Source organism: Lacticaseibacillus thailandensis DSM 22698 = JCM 13996, assembly GCF_001436135.1.
GTDB lineage: Bacteria > Bacillota > Bacilli > Lactobacillales > Lactobacillaceae > Lacticaseibacillus > Lacticaseibacillus thailandensis.
The window spans coordinates 167979-187114 of record NZ_AYZK01000002.1; the positions used below are offsets into that span (position 1 = coordinate 167979).

The 19136-nt window shown below is 54.8% G+C and carries 14 protein-coding genes; 2 read left to right on the forward strand and 12 right to left on the reverse strand.

The features are described 5' to 3' along the window. Positions 1–35 precede the first annotated feature (35 nt). The 10 genes from FD19_RS04390 to licT form a co-directional block, all read right to left on the reverse strand. Positions 36–995, reverse strand: a complete 960-nt coding sequence (locus FD19_RS04390; protein ID WP_054749922.1) for an ABC transporter permease — start codon at positions 993–995, stop codon at positions 36–38. Continuing rightward, a complete protein-coding gene (locus tag FD19_RS04395) occupies positions 996–2237 on the reverse strand; it encodes an ABC transporter permease (RefSeq protein ID WP_082383823.1) in 1242 nt (413 codons plus the stop codon). Further along, on the reverse strand, positions 2227–3768 hold the full coding sequence (locus FD19_RS04400) for an ABC transporter ATP-binding protein (protein ID WP_056969210.1): 1542 nt from the start codon (positions 3766–3768) through the stop codon (positions 2227–2229). Before FD19_RS04400 ends, FD19_RS04395 begins: the two co-directional genes overlap by 11 nt. Before the next feature lie 431 nt (positions 3769–4199). Next, positions 4200–5246: a BMP family lipoprotein gene (locus FD19_RS04405; protein ID WP_054749920.1), complete on the reverse strand. Its 1047-nt coding sequence runs from the start codon at positions 5244–5246 to the stop codon at positions 4200–4202. A 397-nt stretch (positions 5247–5643) separates the two neighbouring features. After that, entirely contained in the window at positions 5644–7452 is a 1809-nt protein-coding gene (locus FD19_RS04410) for an FtsX-like permease family protein (RefSeq protein ID WP_056969211.1), read from the reverse strand. A 12-nt stretch (positions 7453–7464) separates the two neighbouring features. Further along, positions 7465–8223: an ABC transporter ATP-binding protein gene (locus FD19_RS04415; protein ID WP_056969212.1), complete on the reverse strand. Its 759-nt coding sequence runs from the start codon at positions 8221–8223 to the stop codon at positions 7465–7467. Between the two features lie 157 nt (positions 8224–8380). After that, positions 8381–10042 (reverse strand): APC family permease, encoded by a 1662-nt coding sequence (locus FD19_RS04420; RefSeq protein WP_054749914.1) that lies wholly within the window; start codon positions 10040–10042, stop codon positions 8381–8383. 337 nt (positions 10043–10379) lie between these two features. Then, positions 10380–11852 (reverse strand): glycoside hydrolase family 1 protein, encoded by a 1473-nt coding sequence (locus FD19_RS04425; RefSeq protein WP_054749912.1) that lies wholly within the window; start codon positions 11850–11852, stop codon positions 10380–10382. Next, positions 11827–13743 carry a beta-glucoside-specific PTS transporter subunit IIABC gene (locus tag FD19_RS04430; protein ID WP_056969213.1) on the reverse strand — a complete coding sequence of 639 codons (1917 nt, stop codon included), beginning with the start codon at positions 13741–13743 and terminating at the stop codon, positions 11827–11829. The genes FD19_RS04425 and FD19_RS04430 overlap by 26 nt, the downstream gene beginning before the upstream one ends. Positions 13744–13860: 117 nt before the next feature. Continuing rightward, positions 13861–14715: a BglG family transcription antiterminator LicT gene (licT, locus tag FD19_RS04435; protein ID WP_054749910.1), complete on the reverse strand. Its 855-nt coding sequence runs from the start codon at positions 14713–14715 to the stop codon at positions 13861–13863. 808 nt (positions 14716–15523) lie between these two features. On the opposite strand from licT, the gene hflX reads away from it, so the two are divergent. Continuing rightward, a complete protein-coding gene (gene hflX, locus FD19_RS04440) occupies positions 15524–16810 on the forward strand; it encodes a GTPase HflX (protein WP_056969214.1) in 1287 nt (428 codons plus the stop codon). 320 nt (positions 16811–17130) lie between these two features. Further along, positions 17131–17931: a hypothetical protein gene (locus FD19_RS04445; RefSeq protein ID WP_054749909.1), complete on the forward strand. Its 801-nt coding sequence runs from the start codon at positions 17131–17133 to the stop codon at positions 17929–17931. 125 nt (positions 17932–18056) lie between these two features. On the opposite strand, the gene FD19_RS04450 is transcribed toward FD19_RS04445, so the two are convergent. Both FD19_RS04450 and FD19_RS04455 read right to left on the reverse strand, forming a co-directional pair. Continuing rightward, positions 18057–18695, reverse strand: a complete 639-nt coding sequence (locus tag FD19_RS04450) for a DUF1648 domain-containing protein (RefSeq protein WP_054749907.1) — start codon at positions 18693–18695, stop codon at positions 18057–18059. Next, a complete protein-coding gene (locus FD19_RS04455) occupies positions 18682–18960 on the reverse strand; it encodes an autorepressor SdpR family transcription factor (RefSeq protein WP_054749905.1) in 279 nt (92 codons plus the stop codon). The genes FD19_RS04450 and FD19_RS04455 overlap by 14 nt, the downstream gene beginning before the upstream one ends. Between the last annotated feature and the right edge of the window lie 176 nt (positions 18961–19136).

The window sequence follows — 19136 nt, forward strand, 5'->3', positions numbered from 1 at the left end:
CGTGGAGGCTATTGTTAACTGTACAACTATAACTACTACTTTGCCTTAACGAAGGTCGACCCATCGGCTGCGGGTGCCGCCGACTTCCCGACGAAGGCAACTAGCACGATGATGGTGATCAGGTACGGCGCGATACTGAAGATGACGTCCGGCATCGACTTGATGAACGGAATGTACGCCCCGACAATCGACAGGCTCTGTGCAAAGCCGAAGAAGACGGCCGCGCCCATCGCGCCCACTGGGTGCCACTTACCGAAAACCATGGCAGCCAGGGCCATGAACCCTTGCCCCACAATGGTCGTCACCGAGAAGTTTAACGTGATGGATTCTGCCATGACGGCACCACCGATCCCGCCGAGGAACCCGGACAACATCACGCCCATGTAGCGGTACTTGTAGACCGAAATCCCCACGGAATCCGCAGCCTCGGGGTGCTCACCGACTGACCGCAGCCGGAGCCCAAAGCGCGTGTGGGTCAAAACCCATGCGCAGTAAATGGAAATGATGATACCTAGATAAGCCACCAAGGACGTCTTCGTGAAGAAGATTGGCCCAATCAACGGAATCTTGGATAGCACCGGAATGGTCATCGTTGACAGCGGGTGTTGCAGAATGGCCGTTTGCCCCCGGCCGTCGTACAACAACCGGGTCAGGTAGACCCCGAGTGCCGGTGCCATCAGGTTCAGCACCGTACCACTGATAATGTGGTCCGTCCGCCAGTTAATGGTAGCCACGGCATGGATCAGTGAAAACAGTACACCGACCACACCACCAGCCAGCAACCCGACCCACGGGGTCCAGTTGCCCAACTGGTGACCAAAGGTGAGGTTGAAGACGGACCCAGCAAAGGCGCCCATGACCATGATGCCTTCCAAACCCACGTTGACGATCCCGGAATGTTCCGAGAAGGCCCCACCAATCGCGGTGAAAATGAGTGGAGCGGAATAAACGAGCGTCGTTGAAACCAACGTCAATAAGATAACTTGTAAGTCCATTTATTTCGCCTCCCCATCATCATCATCGTGGTGGTCTGGTGCTTGCTCCACGGGCGGCTGCTTCTGCCCCCGTTGACGTGGCGGAATCGCATCCGCACGCGGTTGGTCCGGTGCTCCGTCACCCGGCCCGGAATCGACCCCGGCCGTGGCTACCGTTGTCGCCGCCACTTGAGCGGCATTTTTAGCTGCTTGCCGCCGCGCACTCGTGTTCAGCGCGTACCGGATAATGTACTGCGCCCCAACGAAGAAGATGACGGCCGCAATAACGATGTCGACAATTTCCGACGGCGTGTTGGACATGATAGAAATGTTCAACCCACCAATCTTTAACAGCCCAAACAGGACGGCGGCAAAGATGATCCCGATGGCTGAGCCACCTGCCAGCAGGGAGACTGACATCCCGTCGTACCCGATACTTGGCATTGCGTCATTCACAATAATGTTTTCGTAGTTACCCAGACCATCGACCGCACCGCCCAGGCCACAAAAGGCACCGGAAATCAGCATCGAGAGGATGATCGTCTTTTTGTCGGACATCCCGGCGTAACGGGCACCATCGGGGTTCATCCCGACGGCCCGAATTTCAAAGCCGAGCGTCGTCTTTTTCATCAGCCACCACAGGAAGATGGCCGCGATAATTGCAATAAACAGACCATAGTGGAAGGTCGAGTTTTGTGTTAGCCTTTCCAGAAATGGAGTCCGCAACCGTGCCGCCACGGGCACCGTCGGGGAGTAGTCGTTATCCCCTTTGGCCAGCACACCCTTCACGAACGCGTTGGTGCCGTACAACGCCACGTAGTTCAACATGATCGTCGTAATAACTTCACTAGTCCCGAAGAATGCCCGCAGGAAGCCGGCAATTCCGGACCAAACGGCCCCGCAAATGACACCAGCGATCAGGGCGCCAGGCAACATGATGATCCGCGGTAGGTTGGGGAACCAGAGGGCAAAGGCGACCCCACCGGCCCAGCCCAGGAGCGCCTGACCAGCAACACCAATGTTGAAGAACCCCGCCGAATTGGCAATCGCAAAGCCACACCCCGTCAAAATCAATGGGGTTGCGGTACGCAGTACTTCACCAATGGCGTTAGGCGTTCCCACGGCCCCGATGAACATATTACTGTAGTTTTGAATCGGGTTGAAACCCGACAGCAGCATGATGATTGCCCCCACCAACAGGCCCAGGAAGACCGCGATGATAGGAATCCAAATGCTACGAATCCACGTCTTACTAATCCGCATTGGTAGTGGCCTCCTTGTCCGTCTGGCCGGAGCCGGCCATCATCAAACCAATTTGTTGTTCCGTCAAGTTTTCTGCATCCTCCGTCGCCACTAGGTGCCCAGCATGAATAACCGCAATCCGGTCCGCAAGCTGACGAATTTCGTCCAGTTCGTACGAAATCAGCAGCACCGCGTGGCCTGAAGCCCGGGCGTTAAGAATCTGTTGGTGAATAAACTCAATGGCACCAACATCCAACCCCCGGGTCGGGTTCATCGCAATCATTAATTGTGGGTCCCGACTCATTTCCCGGGCAATAATCAGCTTTTGCTGGTTACCACCGGACATGGAGCCGGCCGAATTATGCATATCGGCGATACGGACGTCGAACTCTTTGTTCAAGCGTGCCGTCATTTCCGCGGCCGCTTTGGCATCCCGCACGCCATGATGCGCCAGTGGTGGCCGGTAATACTGCATCATACTCATGTTATCAATTTCGGACATCGGCATAATTAACCCAAACCGTTGCCGGTCTTCAGGAATGTGCCCCACACCCGCTTCAATCACTTGCCGCGGTTTGGAGTGTGTCGTGTCCTTGCCACCGATCAGCACCTTACCACCGGTCACGGGCATCAAGCCGGTCAGGGCTTTGACCAGTTCACTTTGGCCATTACCATCGACCCCTGCCAGCCCGACAATTTCGCCGGCGTGGACGGTCAGGTTAAAGTCACGGACGCGGTGCACCTTGTTATGGTCAACCACGTCGAGGTGCTCAATTTGCAGGATAGCCGGACCGTCATGATACGGGGCCTTATCCAACGCAAAGTTGATGGCACGTCCAACCATCATCGTGGCTAGATCTTCGGCAGATTCATCCGCGGTGCGCACCGTCCGGATGACGCGTCCTCGCCGCACGATGGTCGTGTAATCAGCCACCTGGCGGATTTCCTCCAGTTTGTGCGTGATCAGGATGACGGCTTTGCCTTCATCTGCGAGCTTACGCATAATCTTCAACAACTCGGTAATTTCCTGCGGTGTTAACACGGCGGTGGGTTCGTCAAAAATCAGCACGTCCGCTTCACGAAACAGGATTTTGACAATTTCTACCCGCTGTTGCATCCCCACGGAAATGTCGCTGACCTTAGCGTCTAGGTCAAGTTCCAGATCATACTGATCAAGGATGGCCTGAATCTTTTTGCGTGCCTGTCGCTTGTCCAAGCGACCCGCACTAGTTGGCTCAGCGCCTAAGATAATGTTTTCCAGGACGGTGAAGGCCTCGACGAGCATGAAGTGCTGGTGCACCATGCCGACACCGAGGTCCGTCGCGTCTTTGGCGGAGTGTAGGTGCACGACCTGGCCCTTGATCTTGATCTCCCCGCTCGTTGGGCGGAGGATTCCCGACAGCATGTTCATCAGGGTCGACTTACCGGCCCCGTTTTCGCCGAGCAATGCGTGTACCTGGCCGTTGTAAAACGAAATGGAAATATCATCATTGGCCTTGAAAGTACCGAAAGCTTTGGTTAAATGCTTAATCTCAATAGCTGCTGTAGGCATATAGCTGTCCCCCAGCATGCGTGTTACTATCCACGCACACCAAAAATGAATTATTCCTCTGCATTATGTAGGCGGCGGTCAACCACAATGTATGCGCCTCCACTGGTGTCTATCATACTACCAGTTGTGGGTGTTGAGCGGTGACCACCAAAATACCTAACTAATATATTACCGTGTTTTTGTGCATGCGGATACGACAAATTGCAATTTTCCGTACGTTGAACGCTTTCACTTCCAATCGTTCGGGTTGTAAACGATGACATTGATAACGAACAGTGGCACTGGGTGGTGACTGTCATTACTAACACCAGCTCACAGTCAATACTAGACGTGTGTGTAAGCGATGGTCCCACGCACCCCAGCCAGCACAAAAACTGTATAGAAAAACCGGAGCCATTACGCTCCGGTTTGGTCAAACTGTCAATTCAGGATTACTTCAGTTCACTAGGCCGTTCAGCAACTTTGATCTTGCCGTTGATGACGTCAGTCCGGTACTTCTGAACGTCCTTCCAGACGGAGGCACTCATGTTGTCGCGGGCCAACTTAACACCATTGCCCTTCAGGCCGTAAGCAATCGTCTTGCCACCAGGGAACTTGCCCTTCTTGGCGTCAGTTGCGAGGTCCTTAACGGCAGTGTCCACACCCTTAACGGTGGAAGCCAAAGTCAGGTTGCCACCCTTGTACTTACCTTCAGCAGTCTGGTCACGGTCAACACCGATGACCCAAACCTTCTTGGACTTGATGGCGTTCTTGGCTGCGGAGAAGACCCCGGAACCAGTACCACCGGCAGCTTGGTAGATCACGTCTTCATTGTTGTTGTACATCGTCTGGGCTAACGTCTGCCCAACATCTGGCTTGCTGAAACTGTTGGCGTACTTCACGTCAACGGTAACCTTCTTGCCCTGGTCCTTGTTGACCTGCGCAACACCCTGACGGAAACCAGCTTCAAACCGGTCGATCACGGCACCGTGCACACCACCGATAAAGCCGACCTTGTTGGTCTTGGTGGTTTCAGCTGCGGCCACACCAGCTAGAAAGGCGGCTTCGTTGTCACGGAACGTCGCACTAGCGACGTTCTTTTCCTTAACAACGGAGTCAATAATGATGAAGTTGGTCTTCGGGTTCTTCTTGGCTGCCGCCTTGATGGTCTTGCTCAGCTTATAGCCACTACCAATAATGGTGGCGTACTTAGCCTGGATCATCTTGTTAACGTTGGGCGTAAAGTCGGCTTCGGAATCACTCTGGGCGTAGTTATAACCACCAACGCCCTTCTTCAAACCGTTAGCCTTGCCCCAAGCCTGCAAGCCTTCCCATTCAGACTGGTTGAAACTCTTATCGTCGATCCCACCACCATCAGTGACCAACGCTACCGAGTGCTTACTCGTCTTGCCTGAACTGGACGAATTCGAACCACACGCCGCTAAAACCAACGTTAATGCTGCAGCCGCCGCCACAGTCGCTACCTTAGTGAATTTCACTACAAGTCCTCCTCTGTTTTAAGGGTCCGTTCCCTGACTACCAAAAAGATACCACTGATATTCACGTAAAACAAGAACAATCGCCACACATTTTTCACAAATTGTTCGAACCCGCATTGGTATTGTTTTTACACGAAAAAACGTGTGTGTCAGCAACCTGGTTGCAAACGCACACGTCAATTTGTCATGTTATTGGTTTGGTGACCGCCTGTCCGAACGACTATTAATAAGCGCCGTGACGCGGTCTATACCCGTTAAAATGAGAACTACACGTTCATTATCCTCTATTCCCAGTCAAATTGCACGCACAAATTGCGCCGAAAATCATAACCCACAAAAAATGTGTACAACCCACAACCAATCGTGAGACATTGTTCGGAAATCCAGGAACGCGTATTTATGCACGTGGACGCACAATGCCATTGTACAGCAGCACGGTGAGTCCAAAGTACAGGGCGTACAAGACGGCAAAGATAACAAACGGAATCCAAATGCCCGTATACGGATTGAGCAATAGCGCCTTAAAGAGCTGGAGCCCGAACAATACGTGGGCTACTCCCAAGATGGCGGGCACCCCGAACAGCACCCCAATCTCGGTACGAATCGATCCGCGTAGCAACCGGGGCCGCACCCCCATCCGTGCCAACATGCGGTATCGCGCCCGGTCGGCGGCGGCACCCGACAGAATCTTGAACATCAACGTGCTGGCCAACATCGCGAGGAACGCCAGCCCCAGGAAAAAGCCCATAAAGGCAAAGCCGCTATTCATCCCGTTCATCATGCGGTAGACCAGGTACTTATCTGGCAACACCCGGGTCGCTAGTTGCGGGTAACGCCGCATCTCACGCCGATGAATTCGCTTCAGCACGGGTATGTTGGCACGCAGGTCGCGCACGCGGTAAGTGACGATGGTTTCGGGTTGCCCCGCCGTCCGCGCAAAATCCTGGGCGGACACAAATTGCAACTTGGTGGCGTCCGTAATATTAGCGGTCGTCAAGCTGAGAAAGGCATTTTGGTACGTGAGGTTGTCAGTGCGTGCCGGGTCGGCCCGGTAGCGTCGGTAGTTGACCACTTTGGTCTTGGACACGTCCGCCTTGACGTCCAAGACTGGCTGGGCGCTCACCTCCGCCGTTTGGAAGGACACGCGGTGCTTGGCGACCTTCACGTGGTAAGTCTGCTTGCTGGTCACGCCGGTCAGTTGGCGCGTCGCCCGTTTGGTAGCGGCGTCCGGGTTATGCACCACCACGTCATACGTGGTCAACGCGTTGGTCATCAAGGGCGTCTCCCGGTTGAAGTTCATCCCCACGGTAATGGCCCCCAACGCCAACGCAAAGAGGATGGACACAACTGCCAGAATCGCCGTGTAGGAGTGCAGCCGAAAACCAATCTGCGCCAGGGTAAAGCTGCGCAGGTTCTGCTGGGCAAAGTGGTGGTTACGCCGCAACGCGCCCACGATAGAAGTCACCACTGCCCCCACCAACAAGAAACTACCAAGTACGATTGTCACCAGGGCGATGGGAATACTCAGCAACTGTAAGTCGTTGATGGCCTGCATGGCCCAGTAACCCACACCCAAACTGACCAACCCCAAACCGGCCAGGAGCAGGTCTCGCACCGGGTGCCGCCGAATCACAACGGGCTGAGCGTCCGCGTGCAATAGTTCCAGGACGGGCGTTTGCCGCATCTTGTGGGCGTTCACTAGTGCGGCCAGCAAGAAGAGTGCCGCGAAGAAGATGATGGTCGCCGCGACCGCCGGCCAGTATAGGCTGACCAGGTGCCGCGCTGGGGCGTCGAGCGTTTGTCGCAATAGCTGACTCACGCCGGCGGTCAGTCCCACCCCAATAGTGGTACCGACCACCGTCGCACCGAGGCCCAATACCAGCGTTTCGGTAAAAATCAGCCGACTGATCTTACGCGACTTTGCCCCTAGCATCATGAACAGAGCGTAATCCCGTTGCCGTAACGTGAGGAGAAAGGAATTAGCGTAGATAATGTAGACAAAGGTGATAATTGCCAGTAACACCGCGCCAAAGCCGAAAATCAGCGGCGTCGCCGACAGCGTGGAATTGGCCTTCTGGAACTCATCGTTGGTGGCCAGTGCCATGAACATGTAAAAAATGGCACTGCCAATAACCAGGCCGGAGAACAACACGAGGTAATCACGGAGCCGGCTCTTGATGCCCGCCAAGGCTAATTTGTTCAGCATCTAACCCACCCCCTAGTTCTGGAACGTGCCGAGCACATCCAGCAACTCGCGGTAAAATTCCTCACGGTTACAATCGCCCCGCTTAATCTCCTGACCAATCACGCCGTCTTTGATCAGCAGGATGCGCTGGGCGTAACTGGCGGAAAACGGGTCGTGCGTCACCAGTAGAATGGGGACCTGTTGCTCCGTGTTGAGCATCTTCATGGTTTCTAGCAACTCGCGGGCACTCTGCGAATCCAAAGCGCCGGTCGGCTCGTCACCAAAGAGGATGGCTGGTTTGTGCACTAGTGCCCGCGCGGCGGCGACACGCTGCTTTTGGCCACCACTGATGGCGCTCGGGTAGGAATCCAAAATGGGGGTGATACCCAAGCGCTGGGCAATCTCGTCGACAGCCTCGGTGATGCGCCCGGACGGGACGTTCTGTAACGCCAGGGGCAACGCGATATTTTCACGGGCCGTTAACGTTTCGAGCAGGTTAAAGTCCTGGAAGATGAAACCAATCGTTTGCGCGCGGAAATCGGCCAACTGGTCACCCTTGAGCTGGGTCACGTCCGTCCCGTTAATGGTGACGGTGCCGCTTGTCGGCCGGTCCAGAGTGCTCAACAAGTTGAGCAACGTGGTTTTCCCAGACCCACTGGCGCCCATGATGCCGACAAACTCCCCGGGGGCCACGTCAAAGCTGATGCCCTTGAGCGCTTGATATTGTTTGGTCCCCTTCTTCCCGTATGTTTTCGTGAGGTCGCGTACGGACACGACGTTTTGCTCCACCATAATGTACCTCCCATTTGGTTACGTCCCAGTTAAACGCGACCACTACTGCTAGCCGCGGAATACTTATTATAGTAGCCGGGCGGCACCCCCGTTGCCATCGGGCGGAAGGCTGAAAAAAGGACACGCCCATAACGCGGCGTGTCCCCCGAGCAATTAACTATTCTTGATAACTACTGATTTGCGTCCGGCTGTCACGGGTCATCCCCCAGATGATCACAAAGATGACCAGGTCCACGACCAGCATGATCAGCCACCGCCCGATGCCGAGCGTCACCGGTAGTAGTGACTCCAGCAACCCCCACGAGGTCAACCCCATGAGTGCCACCAACATGACTGCCGTCAGCACGTACCAAGTCCCGCGACCAAAGGCGATACCGCCCCGCGCGGCGGCCTGGCGTTTAGCGACCCATGGCATCACGAAGCCCAGGACGATCATCCCCAGGGTAACGCCAATGTTAAGTATCATCTCCATCGTCCACTTGCCGGTACCAAAAACGGCGTCAACCGGGAAGAAGCCCAACACGGCCAACAAGGCGGTAATACCGAACATCCACCAACCCATGGTCAGACCGGCCCAACGGTGCTTGAGGTACACGTACTCGCCACCATGGTACTGGTCGTCGTGCTTGCGGACCATGATATAGGCCCAGAACAGGAACAGGGTGCTGGCCGGACTGACGATTCCGTTCAGGTTCAGCAGCCAGTTAAAGATATCGTTGATCTGCGGCAACAGTCCCGCTAGCGCCATGATAATGCCACAGATGGCGGTCGTCAGCCAGTAACCGTTGATGGGCAGTCCATCGCTAGTCAACTTGGTCAGCTGTTTAGGCATGTACTGCTTGGCGACGTCACCAAGGAAGATGCGGGTGGACGCGTCCAGAATTACGGCCAGCTGCGCCAACATGTAGATCCCCTGCACCACGGCAAAGACATACATCAGCGTGTTACCCATGCCGTACTGCCGTCCAATAGCCTGAAAGGCGTAGTAAGATCCGTTCATTTTCAGGTCGTTGGGCAGGTGGTGGGCGTTAAAGTAGACGCCCAGGCTGAACGTTCCGAACAGCGTCAGGAACATGGTCATGATGGCGATCATCTTCAGCGCCTTGGGGAAGTCCCGGGACGGGTGCCGCATGTCCTTGGTGTACGGCGCCGCAATTTCGGAACCGTTCATGGCAAAAACGAACAGGCCAAAGGTGGCCAGGAACCGGAAGTCGAAGTGTTTCGGCAGGAACGCCTGCAGGTTAAACGGGTGCGTGGCAATCGGTTTGCCTGACGTCAACCCGGCAACGGTCATCACGACGAAGAGGACGGTCATCAGGAACATCGCCCCACCACCGATGGTACTGAGAATTTCGAGCGAGCGGTTCTTGAACAGGTGTTGAAACCAGATAAAGCCGACAAAGATGGCGGCGGTCAGGATGCCAAACCAAGCGTTACCCAGGTGACTTTGGATATTCCCGTTGCCGGTCATGATCCACCCGAGCGACACCACGACGGAGTTGGCCACGTCGACCACGTACGGCAAGCCGGTGATCCAGTAAAACCAGGCGGCAAAGTAGCCGACTTTGTCCCCGTTGACGGCGCGCATCCAGGATGTGATCCCGCCGCCACGGTCCTCGAACTGCGAACCCATGTGGGCGACAATCAGGTTATACGGAATGACGTAAAGCACCGTCATGACGATCCAGGTAAAGACGGCAACGAGCCCTTGGTTCTGGAAGTTGTAGATGATGTCGTCGAACCCAATGACGGTCACAAAGTCCATCAGGCCCACGATCACCCAGGGAATGTAACATTGTTGCGGTTGTTGATTATTCATAAGATTTTTTGCCCTCAGCTTAGTGTTTACAGTAAACGACGCAACTGTTGTCCGGGTGACTTATTACTGAAACGGTTCATCGGCCGGTCCTCACTATGTATGCTTACTGAAACTCTGCGTTGGCAATACGCCTTGACCATGGTACCAGACTTCCCCCGGCACGCAAAGCCAGCAAAATGTGGGTGACCGGACCCAAATTTTCCGTTTTCCGCCCCGGTTTGCACGGGGGCATGGCTACAACCAATGGGTATCTACGTGGCTGATGCGCTTGTCCACCCAAATGCGGCCACCAAAAAGGCTTCCTGCCAGCTAAGCCGGCAGGAAGCCACATCATACATTAAGACGGAATGTCGCTGAGGTCAGCGCCATTCGACGCAATCACCTGTTTGTACCAGTAGAACGAATCCTTGCGAATCCGCTTCAACGTCCCGTGCCCCGCGTCGTCCTGGTCCACATAAATGAACCCGTAACGCTTGGACATCTCGGAGGTGGAGAAGCTGATCAGGTCGATTGGCCCCCACATCGTGTAGCCCATCAGCTGGACGCCATCGCTGACCGCTTCGCGCATCTGCTCAATGTGCTGCCGCAAGTAATCGATGCGGTAGCCGTCATGCACGTGCCCATCTTCGAGCTTGTCCACCGCACCTAGGCCATTTTCGACCACGAACAGTGGCTTACGGTAGCGATCCCACATTTCATCGAGCGTGATCCGCAGGCCAACCGGGTCGATCTGCCAACCCCAATCAGACTCCTTGAGGTATGGGTTCCGACCCCCCGTAGCCATGTTACCAGCTGCGTTGCCATCTTCATTGGCGGACGTCACGGTGGTCATGTAGTAGCTAAAACTAATGAAGTCCACCGGATTCTCCCGCAGCACCTGTGCATCGTGTTCACCAAACTCAATGTGCACGTGGTGTTCAGCAAAGTAGCGGTTCATGTACTCCGGGTACTCACCCCGAGCCTGCACGTCGGTGAAGAAGAGGTTGAGGTCATCCGCCTGCTGGGCTGCGACCACGTCGACCGGATTGGGCGTCTTGGGGTACGTCTGTTGCCGCGCCAGCATGCACCCAATTTGCGCATGCGGGTCAATCGTGTGCAACTGCTTGGTGGCAATGGCACTGGCCACGAATTGGTTGTGCACCGACTGGTAGCGAATCTGCATTTGTTGCTCCGGCGTCATCCCCGCGTCAATCGCCCCGGTTTCGTGGAAGCCCCACGTGGAGGTATTGATTTCGTTAAAGGTCAACCAGTACTTGACCCGCCCACGGTAACGTTTGAAGACAACTTCAGTAAAGCGGTTGAAGTCGGCGATGGTCTTACGACTCGCCCACCCGTTTTGCTTGATCGTTAACCCAATCGGCATCTCGTAGTGGGAGAGCGTGATCAACGGTTCAATGTTGTACTTGGCCAGTTCATCCAGCACGCGGTCGTAAAACTTGAGCCCAGCCTCGTTCGGAGTCGCTTCATCGCCGTTGGGAAAAATCCGGGACCAGGCAATGGAGAAACGGTACACCTTGAAGCCCATCTCGGCAAACAGCTTAATGTCTTCCTGGTAGTGGTGGTAAAAGTCGACCCCGCGCCGTTTCGGGTAGTGGGTGTCCGTTTGGTCCGCCAGCGCAACTTTGAGGCTCTCCTGGTCGACCGCATCCGCGGACGCCATGTCCTTGCGGTTGTCCGCCTTGCGCACCACGTCTGCGGTGGTCAGGCCCTTACCGTCAACGTTCCAGGCCCCTTCGACCTGGTTGGCGGCAGTGGCGCCACCCCACAAAAAGCCTTCAGGAAACTTAGTCGGATAATCCGGTTTGTACATTTGTCGAAACTCCTTCCTTGCTATCATCAGTTTTGGCGTCCGCCTTTAAGAACCATTGGTCATCCGTGGCCGTGGCGGTCGTCGTTTCGATCGCACCATATTCATTGGTGTTGGTGACCACGACCATCACGGTTGGATCGTAACCATCCTTTTGAATGGCCGCGTAATCAAATTTGACCAAAGTGTCGCCCTGGTGGACGTGCTGATTCTGCTTGACTAGCGTTTCAAAGTGCTTACCGTTCAGTTCAACGGTGTTGATACCAATGTGAATAAGTATCTCCACCCCACTATCACTGGTAATGCCAATCGCATGTCCAGTTGGGTACAGTGCGGTAATCGTCCCGTCAACCGGAGCTTTAACCACACCACTAGTTGGGACGATGGCCAACCCTTGGCCCATAGCTTGGGAAGAGAATACTTCGTCGTTCACGCTAGATAGTGGAATAATTGTCCCCTCAACGGGAGCCACGATGGCAGTGCTTGTGGTGCTGTCAGCGGCACTGGCTTTAGTCGTACCCGCCGTGTCGACATCACTCGTACGCTTAAAGCCGAACAGTAACGTGCTGACAAAGGCGGCGACGAACGCAACGGCCAGCCCCAGTACGGCACCGATAAAGCCTTTGCCCATGTAGGTAGGAATGGCAAGCACACTACCAAAAGCGTAAGAGTAACTGTGGGCCCCTAGCTGAGCGGCAATGGCCCCACCGATACCACCACTAATAATAGCGCAGTAGAATGGGCGCTTCAGGGCTAACGTTACCCCGTAAACGGTCGGTTCAGTAATCCCAAAGATGGAGGACAGGAAGCCAGAGCCAGACAAGCTCTTCATCTTCGGATCATGAGTCCGGAAGAAGACCCCCAGAGCCGCACCAGCCTGAGCTAGCACTGCGGCTGCGGTGATGGGCAGAATTGGGTCAGCACCCAACTTGGATAAGTTGTTCATGATCACTGGTACGAAGGTCCAGTGCACACCGAAGATAACGAAGACCTGCCAGAAGGCGCCCAACAGTAACCCCGCAACGGCCGGCACGTACTTGTAAATAAACAGGATAATGGCCGCCAGAACGTTACCAATGACAGTCCCCAACGGCCCAACGACCATCATCGTCAGCGGCACCATAATGGCCAACGACAGTAGTGGCGTCAGGAACGTCTTTAGTGCACCCGGCAATATCCGGTTCAACACTGGTTCCAGGTAGGACATTGCCCATACGGCCAGTAGAATTGGGATCACGGTTGAAGTGTAACTCATTGGCACCACGGGAATACCAAAGAAGTGAATGGTGACACTCTTACTACCCAAAGCTACAATGCTGGGATAAGTTAGTACCGCCCCCAACGTGGCTGCCACGTACTGGTCCACGTGCAACTGCTTAGCCGCCGTGAAGGCCAGGAAGATCGGCAGGAAGTAGAAGACCACGTCGGATGCGGCGTACCAGAGTTTGTAAGCCCCACTATTTGCGGATAGCCAGCCAAACGTAGTGCAGAGTGCCAGAATACCTTTGAACACCCCGGCACCAGCCAAAGCGCCAAGGAACGGCGTGAAGACCCCGGCAATGAAGCCCATGAAGCGGCTGATGATGTTAACCTTTTTGCCGCTCTCAGTTTGTGCGGCCCCGTTATCAGCGTCCGCATCGGCGTCCAGCGGGCCCGTAATGTTGACGAGCGCGTCGTACACGTTACCCACGGAGTTACCAATGACGACCTGGAACTGGCCGGCACTCTTCACGACGGTGATCACGCCATCAACGTTCTTGACGGCATCCACGTCGGCCTTGCTTTCATCCTTTAAGTAGAACCGCAACCGGGTAGCGCAATGCCACCCCTTCTTGATGTTGTCACGACCACCGATGTGCTTCAACACACCCTGTGCTGTTGTTGCATAATCCATTAATATCACCCCAAAATATAAAATAAAAGGCCCAAGGATGCCCACCACGTCGCCGTGCTGACCAACACTTGAGTCTTGCCTAATTGAATAGTTACAATCTCTAGATTGATTATGAAATTATTGCTGATGACTGACCTCGTCCAGCACTCGCTGAACGTGAATCGTCAAATACATTTGTTCGTTCCGTGTGACCTGGCGTTGAGTTTGTTGCGCCACAAACACCACAATTTTCTGCACGCACGCGTAGGCCGTCGGGTACTGGCCCACGATATGCTGGAACAGCGCGCCATCCACGTCGTCATGCCCAGGATGCGCATCATTTGCGGTGACGCGTTGGGCAAAGAAGCGCAGGTGCACGAGGAAGCGCTGGTAGTTCAGGCCATCCTCGTCGAACGTGATCCGCAACTGGTACTTCACAATATCGAGGATACCGTTGATCAGGCGCATGACGCGTTCGCTCTGTTCCCCCAGCTTGTCGTTGAGGCTGTTTTCGACAAACTTCATTGCGATGAAGCCGGCTTCATCGTCCGGTAGTTGCACCTTAAAGTGACTAGCGATAAGGTCCACGGCTTGCTGGCCAAGCAAGTATTCGTGCCGGTAAATTCGTTTGATCTCCCACAGAACCTCGTTTTTGATGTCGATCCCGTGCTGGTGGCGGTAAACGGCAAAGTGGATATGGTCGGCGAGCGCAATCAACATGTTGTCGTTAAACTGCGTTTGCAGTTGCTGACTGCCCATGGTGATAATTTGGCCCGCAACTTCAAAATACTCGGGGTCGATATCGGCCACCAACGTTTTGAAGTTGCTCAGCCACTGTTCGGTAGTCGGCGCGTAGACTTGATCGACTTTGCTTTGGTCAACCGTATCACCGGGATGCTTTTGGAAACCAATACCACGTCCAAGGAGCACTTGTTCTCTAGAACCCGAAGTGGCTAAAACGACGTTGTTGTTAAAAATCTTTTTGATCTGCACGCGCCCCACCCCGTTTCTAGTGATTGTAGACGGAAAATAAAAAGCCGAACCCGCGCATACCCCATCACAAGCAAGTATGGCGATTCGGTTTTGCCCACTACCTGAAGCGGTTACAATCCTTGTCTACAAGAAACAGTGTAGGGGACCAAGCAAAAAAATGCAAGGGGTTTCATTATATTCTTGATTATATAAATTGTTTTTCCATGAAAAGCTAGATGGATAAGGGCATCTCCCGGACGGTGTCCAAGCCCGGTACTACGGAAGTTTTCATTGTTGAAATGAGTTGCTAGAAATTCGACAAAAAATATCGGCAACTAGTGTGAATATTTGCACATTAATAGCTAGGCCACGCTCGCCCACCTATGTAGTAGTGATTACTACTATCAAGCCGTAATTTGTTTGGCTGCGCCTTTCACCGTAACGGAAATCCGGGGCTGGTGGGGGACGAAGGCATCGTGGCCCGGAGCGTGGGGGTGGTAGCAATTTGTGGCGTAGGCCGCGTCAACCGCAGTCACCCCCCGCCAACGCCGGAACCAGCCCACCAACTACCGACCGCGCTAAACCGACAAATAACGGCGCTAATATGTTACAATAATGGCAACTTTGACGGAAAGAGGGTGCACTGACATGCGTATTAAAAGTGTTGTTTTGGCAGGTTAATGAAACAGAGCGCTGACTGATACGTGTGCCCGTAACCGAGCACCTGTAGGGCCCCAGCGGCCCTTTTTTCATGCCTGTCGCCACCCATAATTGCGAGCCACCGCATTGTGGGGTACACCGCAAGCATTATTTGATCAAGGAGGATTTTATGCCCGAAACACAAACTAACGCTATCGTCGCCGGCATTACCCGGCGCCAACCCAACTTTGATTACACCATGACGGAACTGGCCAACCTGGCTGCCGCCAACAACTACGTGGTGGTCGACTCCGTGCGGCAAAACGCCGACCAGGTCGTCGCCGCCACCTACTTTGGTAAGGGTAAAGCCGAGGAACTCGGCGAACTGGCCCGCCTCAAAGACGCGCAAACCGTCATCGTTAACGACGAACTGACCCCCAGTCAGTTGCGTAACCTGGAAAAGATTATCGGCGTGGATGTCGTGGACCGCACGCAACTGATTCTCGATATCTTTGGCACCCGTGCCCGTTCCAAGCAAGCTAAGACGCAGGTCGAAATCGCCCAACTCCGGTACGCCTTGCCCCGTCTACGGCAGCGCAACGCCAACTTTGACCAGCAAAGCGCCGGGACCGGGGCTGGCGGGGCCGGCCTTGCCAACCGTGGTAGTGGTGAAACCCAACTGGAACTGGACCGCCGGCGCCTGACCAAGCGCATCAGCCGCCTCAAGCAGGAGCTCGCTGACGAAGCCAAAGACGAAGAAACCCGTAGTGCCCAGCGTAACGAGAGCCACCTGCCCACCGTTGCCCTGGTTGGTTACACTAACGCGGGTAAGTCCACGACCATGAACGGCCTGCTCAACCTCTTTGCCGAGCAGGGTGAGGCTAAAAACGTGGAAGAAAAGGACATGCTGTTCGCCACGCTCGACACCTCCGTCCGCAAAATCGAGTTGCCAAGTAACCGCGCCTTCCTGCTCAGCGACACCGTCGGCTTTGTCAGCAAGTTGCCCACGAAACTCGTCGATTCCTTTAAGGCCACGCTGGCTGAGGCCAAGAACGCCGACTTGCTGCTCCACGTGGTCGATTACGCCGACCCGCACTACCAGGACATGATGGCGGTCACCGAGGCTACCCTCGCCGACATCGGCATTCACGATGTGCCGACCATTATCATCGATAACAAAGCTGACCTCCGTCCCGACACCACCTACCCCGAAATGGTGGGTGATTCCGAGTTGATTTTCTCCGCCCGCGATCAGCGGTCGCTACAAAAGCTGGCTGAACTCATTGAAGCCAAGCTGTTTGCTCATGAAGAGACGCACACCTACCTGATTCCGTTTAGTGATGGTCAAGTGGTTAGTTACATTAACGACCACCTGAAGATCGACGCCACGGAGTACACCGACGCCGGCACCCGCATCACTGCGTCTGTCGATGCCACCCAGGCCGGACGCCTGGCACGCTACCTGGACGAGGACTAACCACCGTTGACGGCGACTAATCAACATGGTCGCAAGTAACCAGCAAAATTAGGTTAGGCGGTCCGCGTCATTACAGTTCTAACCAGTCATAGTTTGATGACACCCCACCACCACTCTGGTTACCCCCAGGCTGGTGGTTTTTGCGTGCAGTCAGAATCAACTGATCAGTGTGCTGCAGGTCGAGCATTTACACACCACTTGTGGCTAAATGGTGTCGCGTAAGGGCATTCATCCCCAATCATTACCCCACCAGCGCTCAGCTTTGATATAATAACAGCAACGTGTGCAATCTTTTTTTGCACTTCTGGAGGCTAATCCGCATGGCAAGGACGTCAGCACAACTCATTGCGCAGTTAAAGCACCAATTGACCCGTACGCGCACTGTGCGCGCCACGATGCGGTCAGCGAACATCTGGGCTACGGTGCTCGATATTCTGTGGGTCACCGCGGCGTTGTTGGCGCTGCTCAGCCTTTTTGTCTACCTATCGGACCCCACACTACGGGTCCTGTACTGGTACCAACTCACCACCCCGGCGTTCTGGGCGGGCAACATCGTCCTGTTTTGGCCGTGGGCAGCACTACTGGGTCTGAGCGTACTGGAGCTAGTTCGGCTGGGCATCCGGACCTTCCGCTCGCACCGTGTGGCAGCAAATATTCAACAACACCCCGACACGGTGGTGCTTGCACAGATATTGCGGATCAACGGCCGCATCGCGATGACCTACTCCCAACCGAATGACGCGCTGCCCGTACCACAGGTGATTGCTAACCTATCCGACGCCGACCGGGTGTTGTGGAAGGACCTCACCGCCCAACGGTGTCACCACAGTGGCGCGTCGGGGCATCAGTTTACCGGGTATGATGATCAGGGTATCCGCCGCTTCCTGGCGGCTCGCACCACGTTGCGGGTCTACGAATTCATCAACACTACCAACACCATCCCCTACCTGTGGTCCACCAGCGATGGCGACGACGTGGCCGTGTATTACCAACCGCAAAGTGGTCCCGCACACCTGATCATGGCCCGCATCACCCCGAAAGGTTCAATTCAGCACAGTAGCCTGCGGTTATGGTTGCTCCTGACCTTTGCGGAAATTCGGAGTATCGGCGAAGACAGCTAAACGCAGCATGCATACAAAGGAGCGTACCCAGTTTCGTCTGGGTACGCTCCTTTTTGGTAGCGAGCAGCACTCCGCGGGTCGCAAGCACGCGTGAGGGTTGCTCCGCTCTATTTTTGAATTCACCATCAATTATCCTCGGTTGACACCCGGTAGCCCCACCAGGTGACGCCGAGTAGCGCCACAATGGCAACAACTAGGGCCACCACCGAACCCATAGGCGGCGTTAAAAGACTCGCCAGCAAAACCACCCCGCCACCGACCATGGTATACCCCAACCGCCGGGCCACCCGCGGCCAGGTGTGCGGATTAGCAGCGGCGGTGCGCATCCCGTTCAAAGTGGTGTTGGACCCTGCCGGCACGGTGGGCAAAAAGTTACCCATCCCCATAAACAGCAAGGCTACCACCAGGATGGCCACCCGACGGATATCGACAGTACGCCCGAGGTTGGCCTGGATGGTCGCAAAGTATAACACCACCATCATTAGCGGGATAATGGCATAACACATCCGTTCGAAGCGCGACACCGCCCCTTTGCGCTGGGCGCTTAGCCGTGAAGCCCCGACGACGATCAACTGCAGCACCGTCATCAGTACCGGAATACCATAAATGGCCACCGCTTTGGGTAGCCACCCGTTCGGCGTGTTGTTGACACCCCAGTGTGTCGCCATCCGGCTGGGTAGCTCAGTGTACTGCGACCAACCATACAGTACCGGTGCCCAGATCACCACAAAACTAAACGGAATGATTTTGCTAGCCCTTTTCATCGCGATGTCCTCCCATTGAGTAGATCCACGTCAGCACGTCCTCAAAAACACTGGCGTTAATATCATAGTAGATAAAATTTTTCTCCCGCCGTTCCGCCACGAGACCGGCCTGCTTCAACAGCTTGAGGTGGTATGAGACCGTCGCCTGGCTAAGGTCAAAGTGATCGGCAATCGCCCCGGCAGAATAGGATTGCTGCTTTAATAGCTCCAAAATTTTCCGCCGTACCGGATCGGCAATCGCCTTTAACGTTTCTGTCATCGCCACCCGGACTCGCCTCCTAACTATTTAGATATCTTTCTAAATAGATTATAAGTCCACGTGGGTGATAAATACAGCACTATTTAGAATTTTTTCGATATGGCTGGGACGCTCGACCCGCCAAAAGTGCGCACGTTGCGGATCATTTGACCAAAATGCCGCGTCAATCACCCCGCAAATTA

What these genes read in the sequence shown, in the direction of transcription:
- FD19_RS04410 (WP_056969211.1), bottom strand. Translation starts at nt 7,452, where the DNA reads ATGCTGAACAAATTAGCCTTGGCGGGCATCAAGAGCCGGCTCCGTGAT.
- FD19_RS04420 (WP_054749914.1), bottom strand. Translation starts at nt 10,042, where the DNA reads ATGAATAATCAACAACCGCAACAATGTTACATTCCCTGGGTGATCGTG.
- hflX (WP_056969214.1), top strand. Translation starts at nt 15,524, where the DNA reads ATGCCCGAAACACAAACTAACGCTATCGTCGCCGGCATTACCCGGCGC.
- FD19_RS04395 (WP_082383823.1), bottom strand. Translation starts at nt 2,237, where the DNA reads ATGCGGATTAGTAAGACGTGGATTCGTAGCATTTGGATTCCTATCATC.
- FD19_RS04450 (WP_054749907.1), bottom strand. Translation starts at nt 18,695, where the DNA reads ATGAAAAGGGCTAGCAAAATCATTCCGTTTAGTTTTGTGGTGATCTGG.
- FD19_RS04390 (WP_054749922.1), bottom strand. Translation starts at nt 995, where the DNA reads ATGGACTTACAAGTTATCTTATTGACGTTGGTTTCAACGACGCTCGTT.
- FD19_RS04430 (WP_056969213.1), bottom strand. Translation starts at nt 13,743, where the DNA reads ATGGATTATGCAACAACAGCACAGGGTGTGTTGAAGCACATCGGTGGT.
- FD19_RS04445 (WP_054749909.1), top strand. Translation starts at nt 17,131, where the DNA reads ATGGCAAGGACGTCAGCACAACTCATTGCGCAGTTAAAGCACCAATTG.
- FD19_RS04400 (WP_056969210.1), bottom strand. Translation starts at nt 3,768, where the DNA reads ATGCCTACAGCAGCTATTGAGATTAAGCATTTAACCAAAGCTTTCGGT.
- FD19_RS04425 (WP_054749912.1), bottom strand. Translation starts at nt 11,852, where the DNA reads ATGTACAAACCGGATTATCCGACTAAGTTTCCTGAAGGCTTTTTGTGG.
- FD19_RS04415 (WP_056969212.1), bottom strand. Translation starts at nt 8,223, where the DNA reads ATGGTGGAGCAAAACGTCGTGTCCGTACGCGACCTCACGAAAACATAC.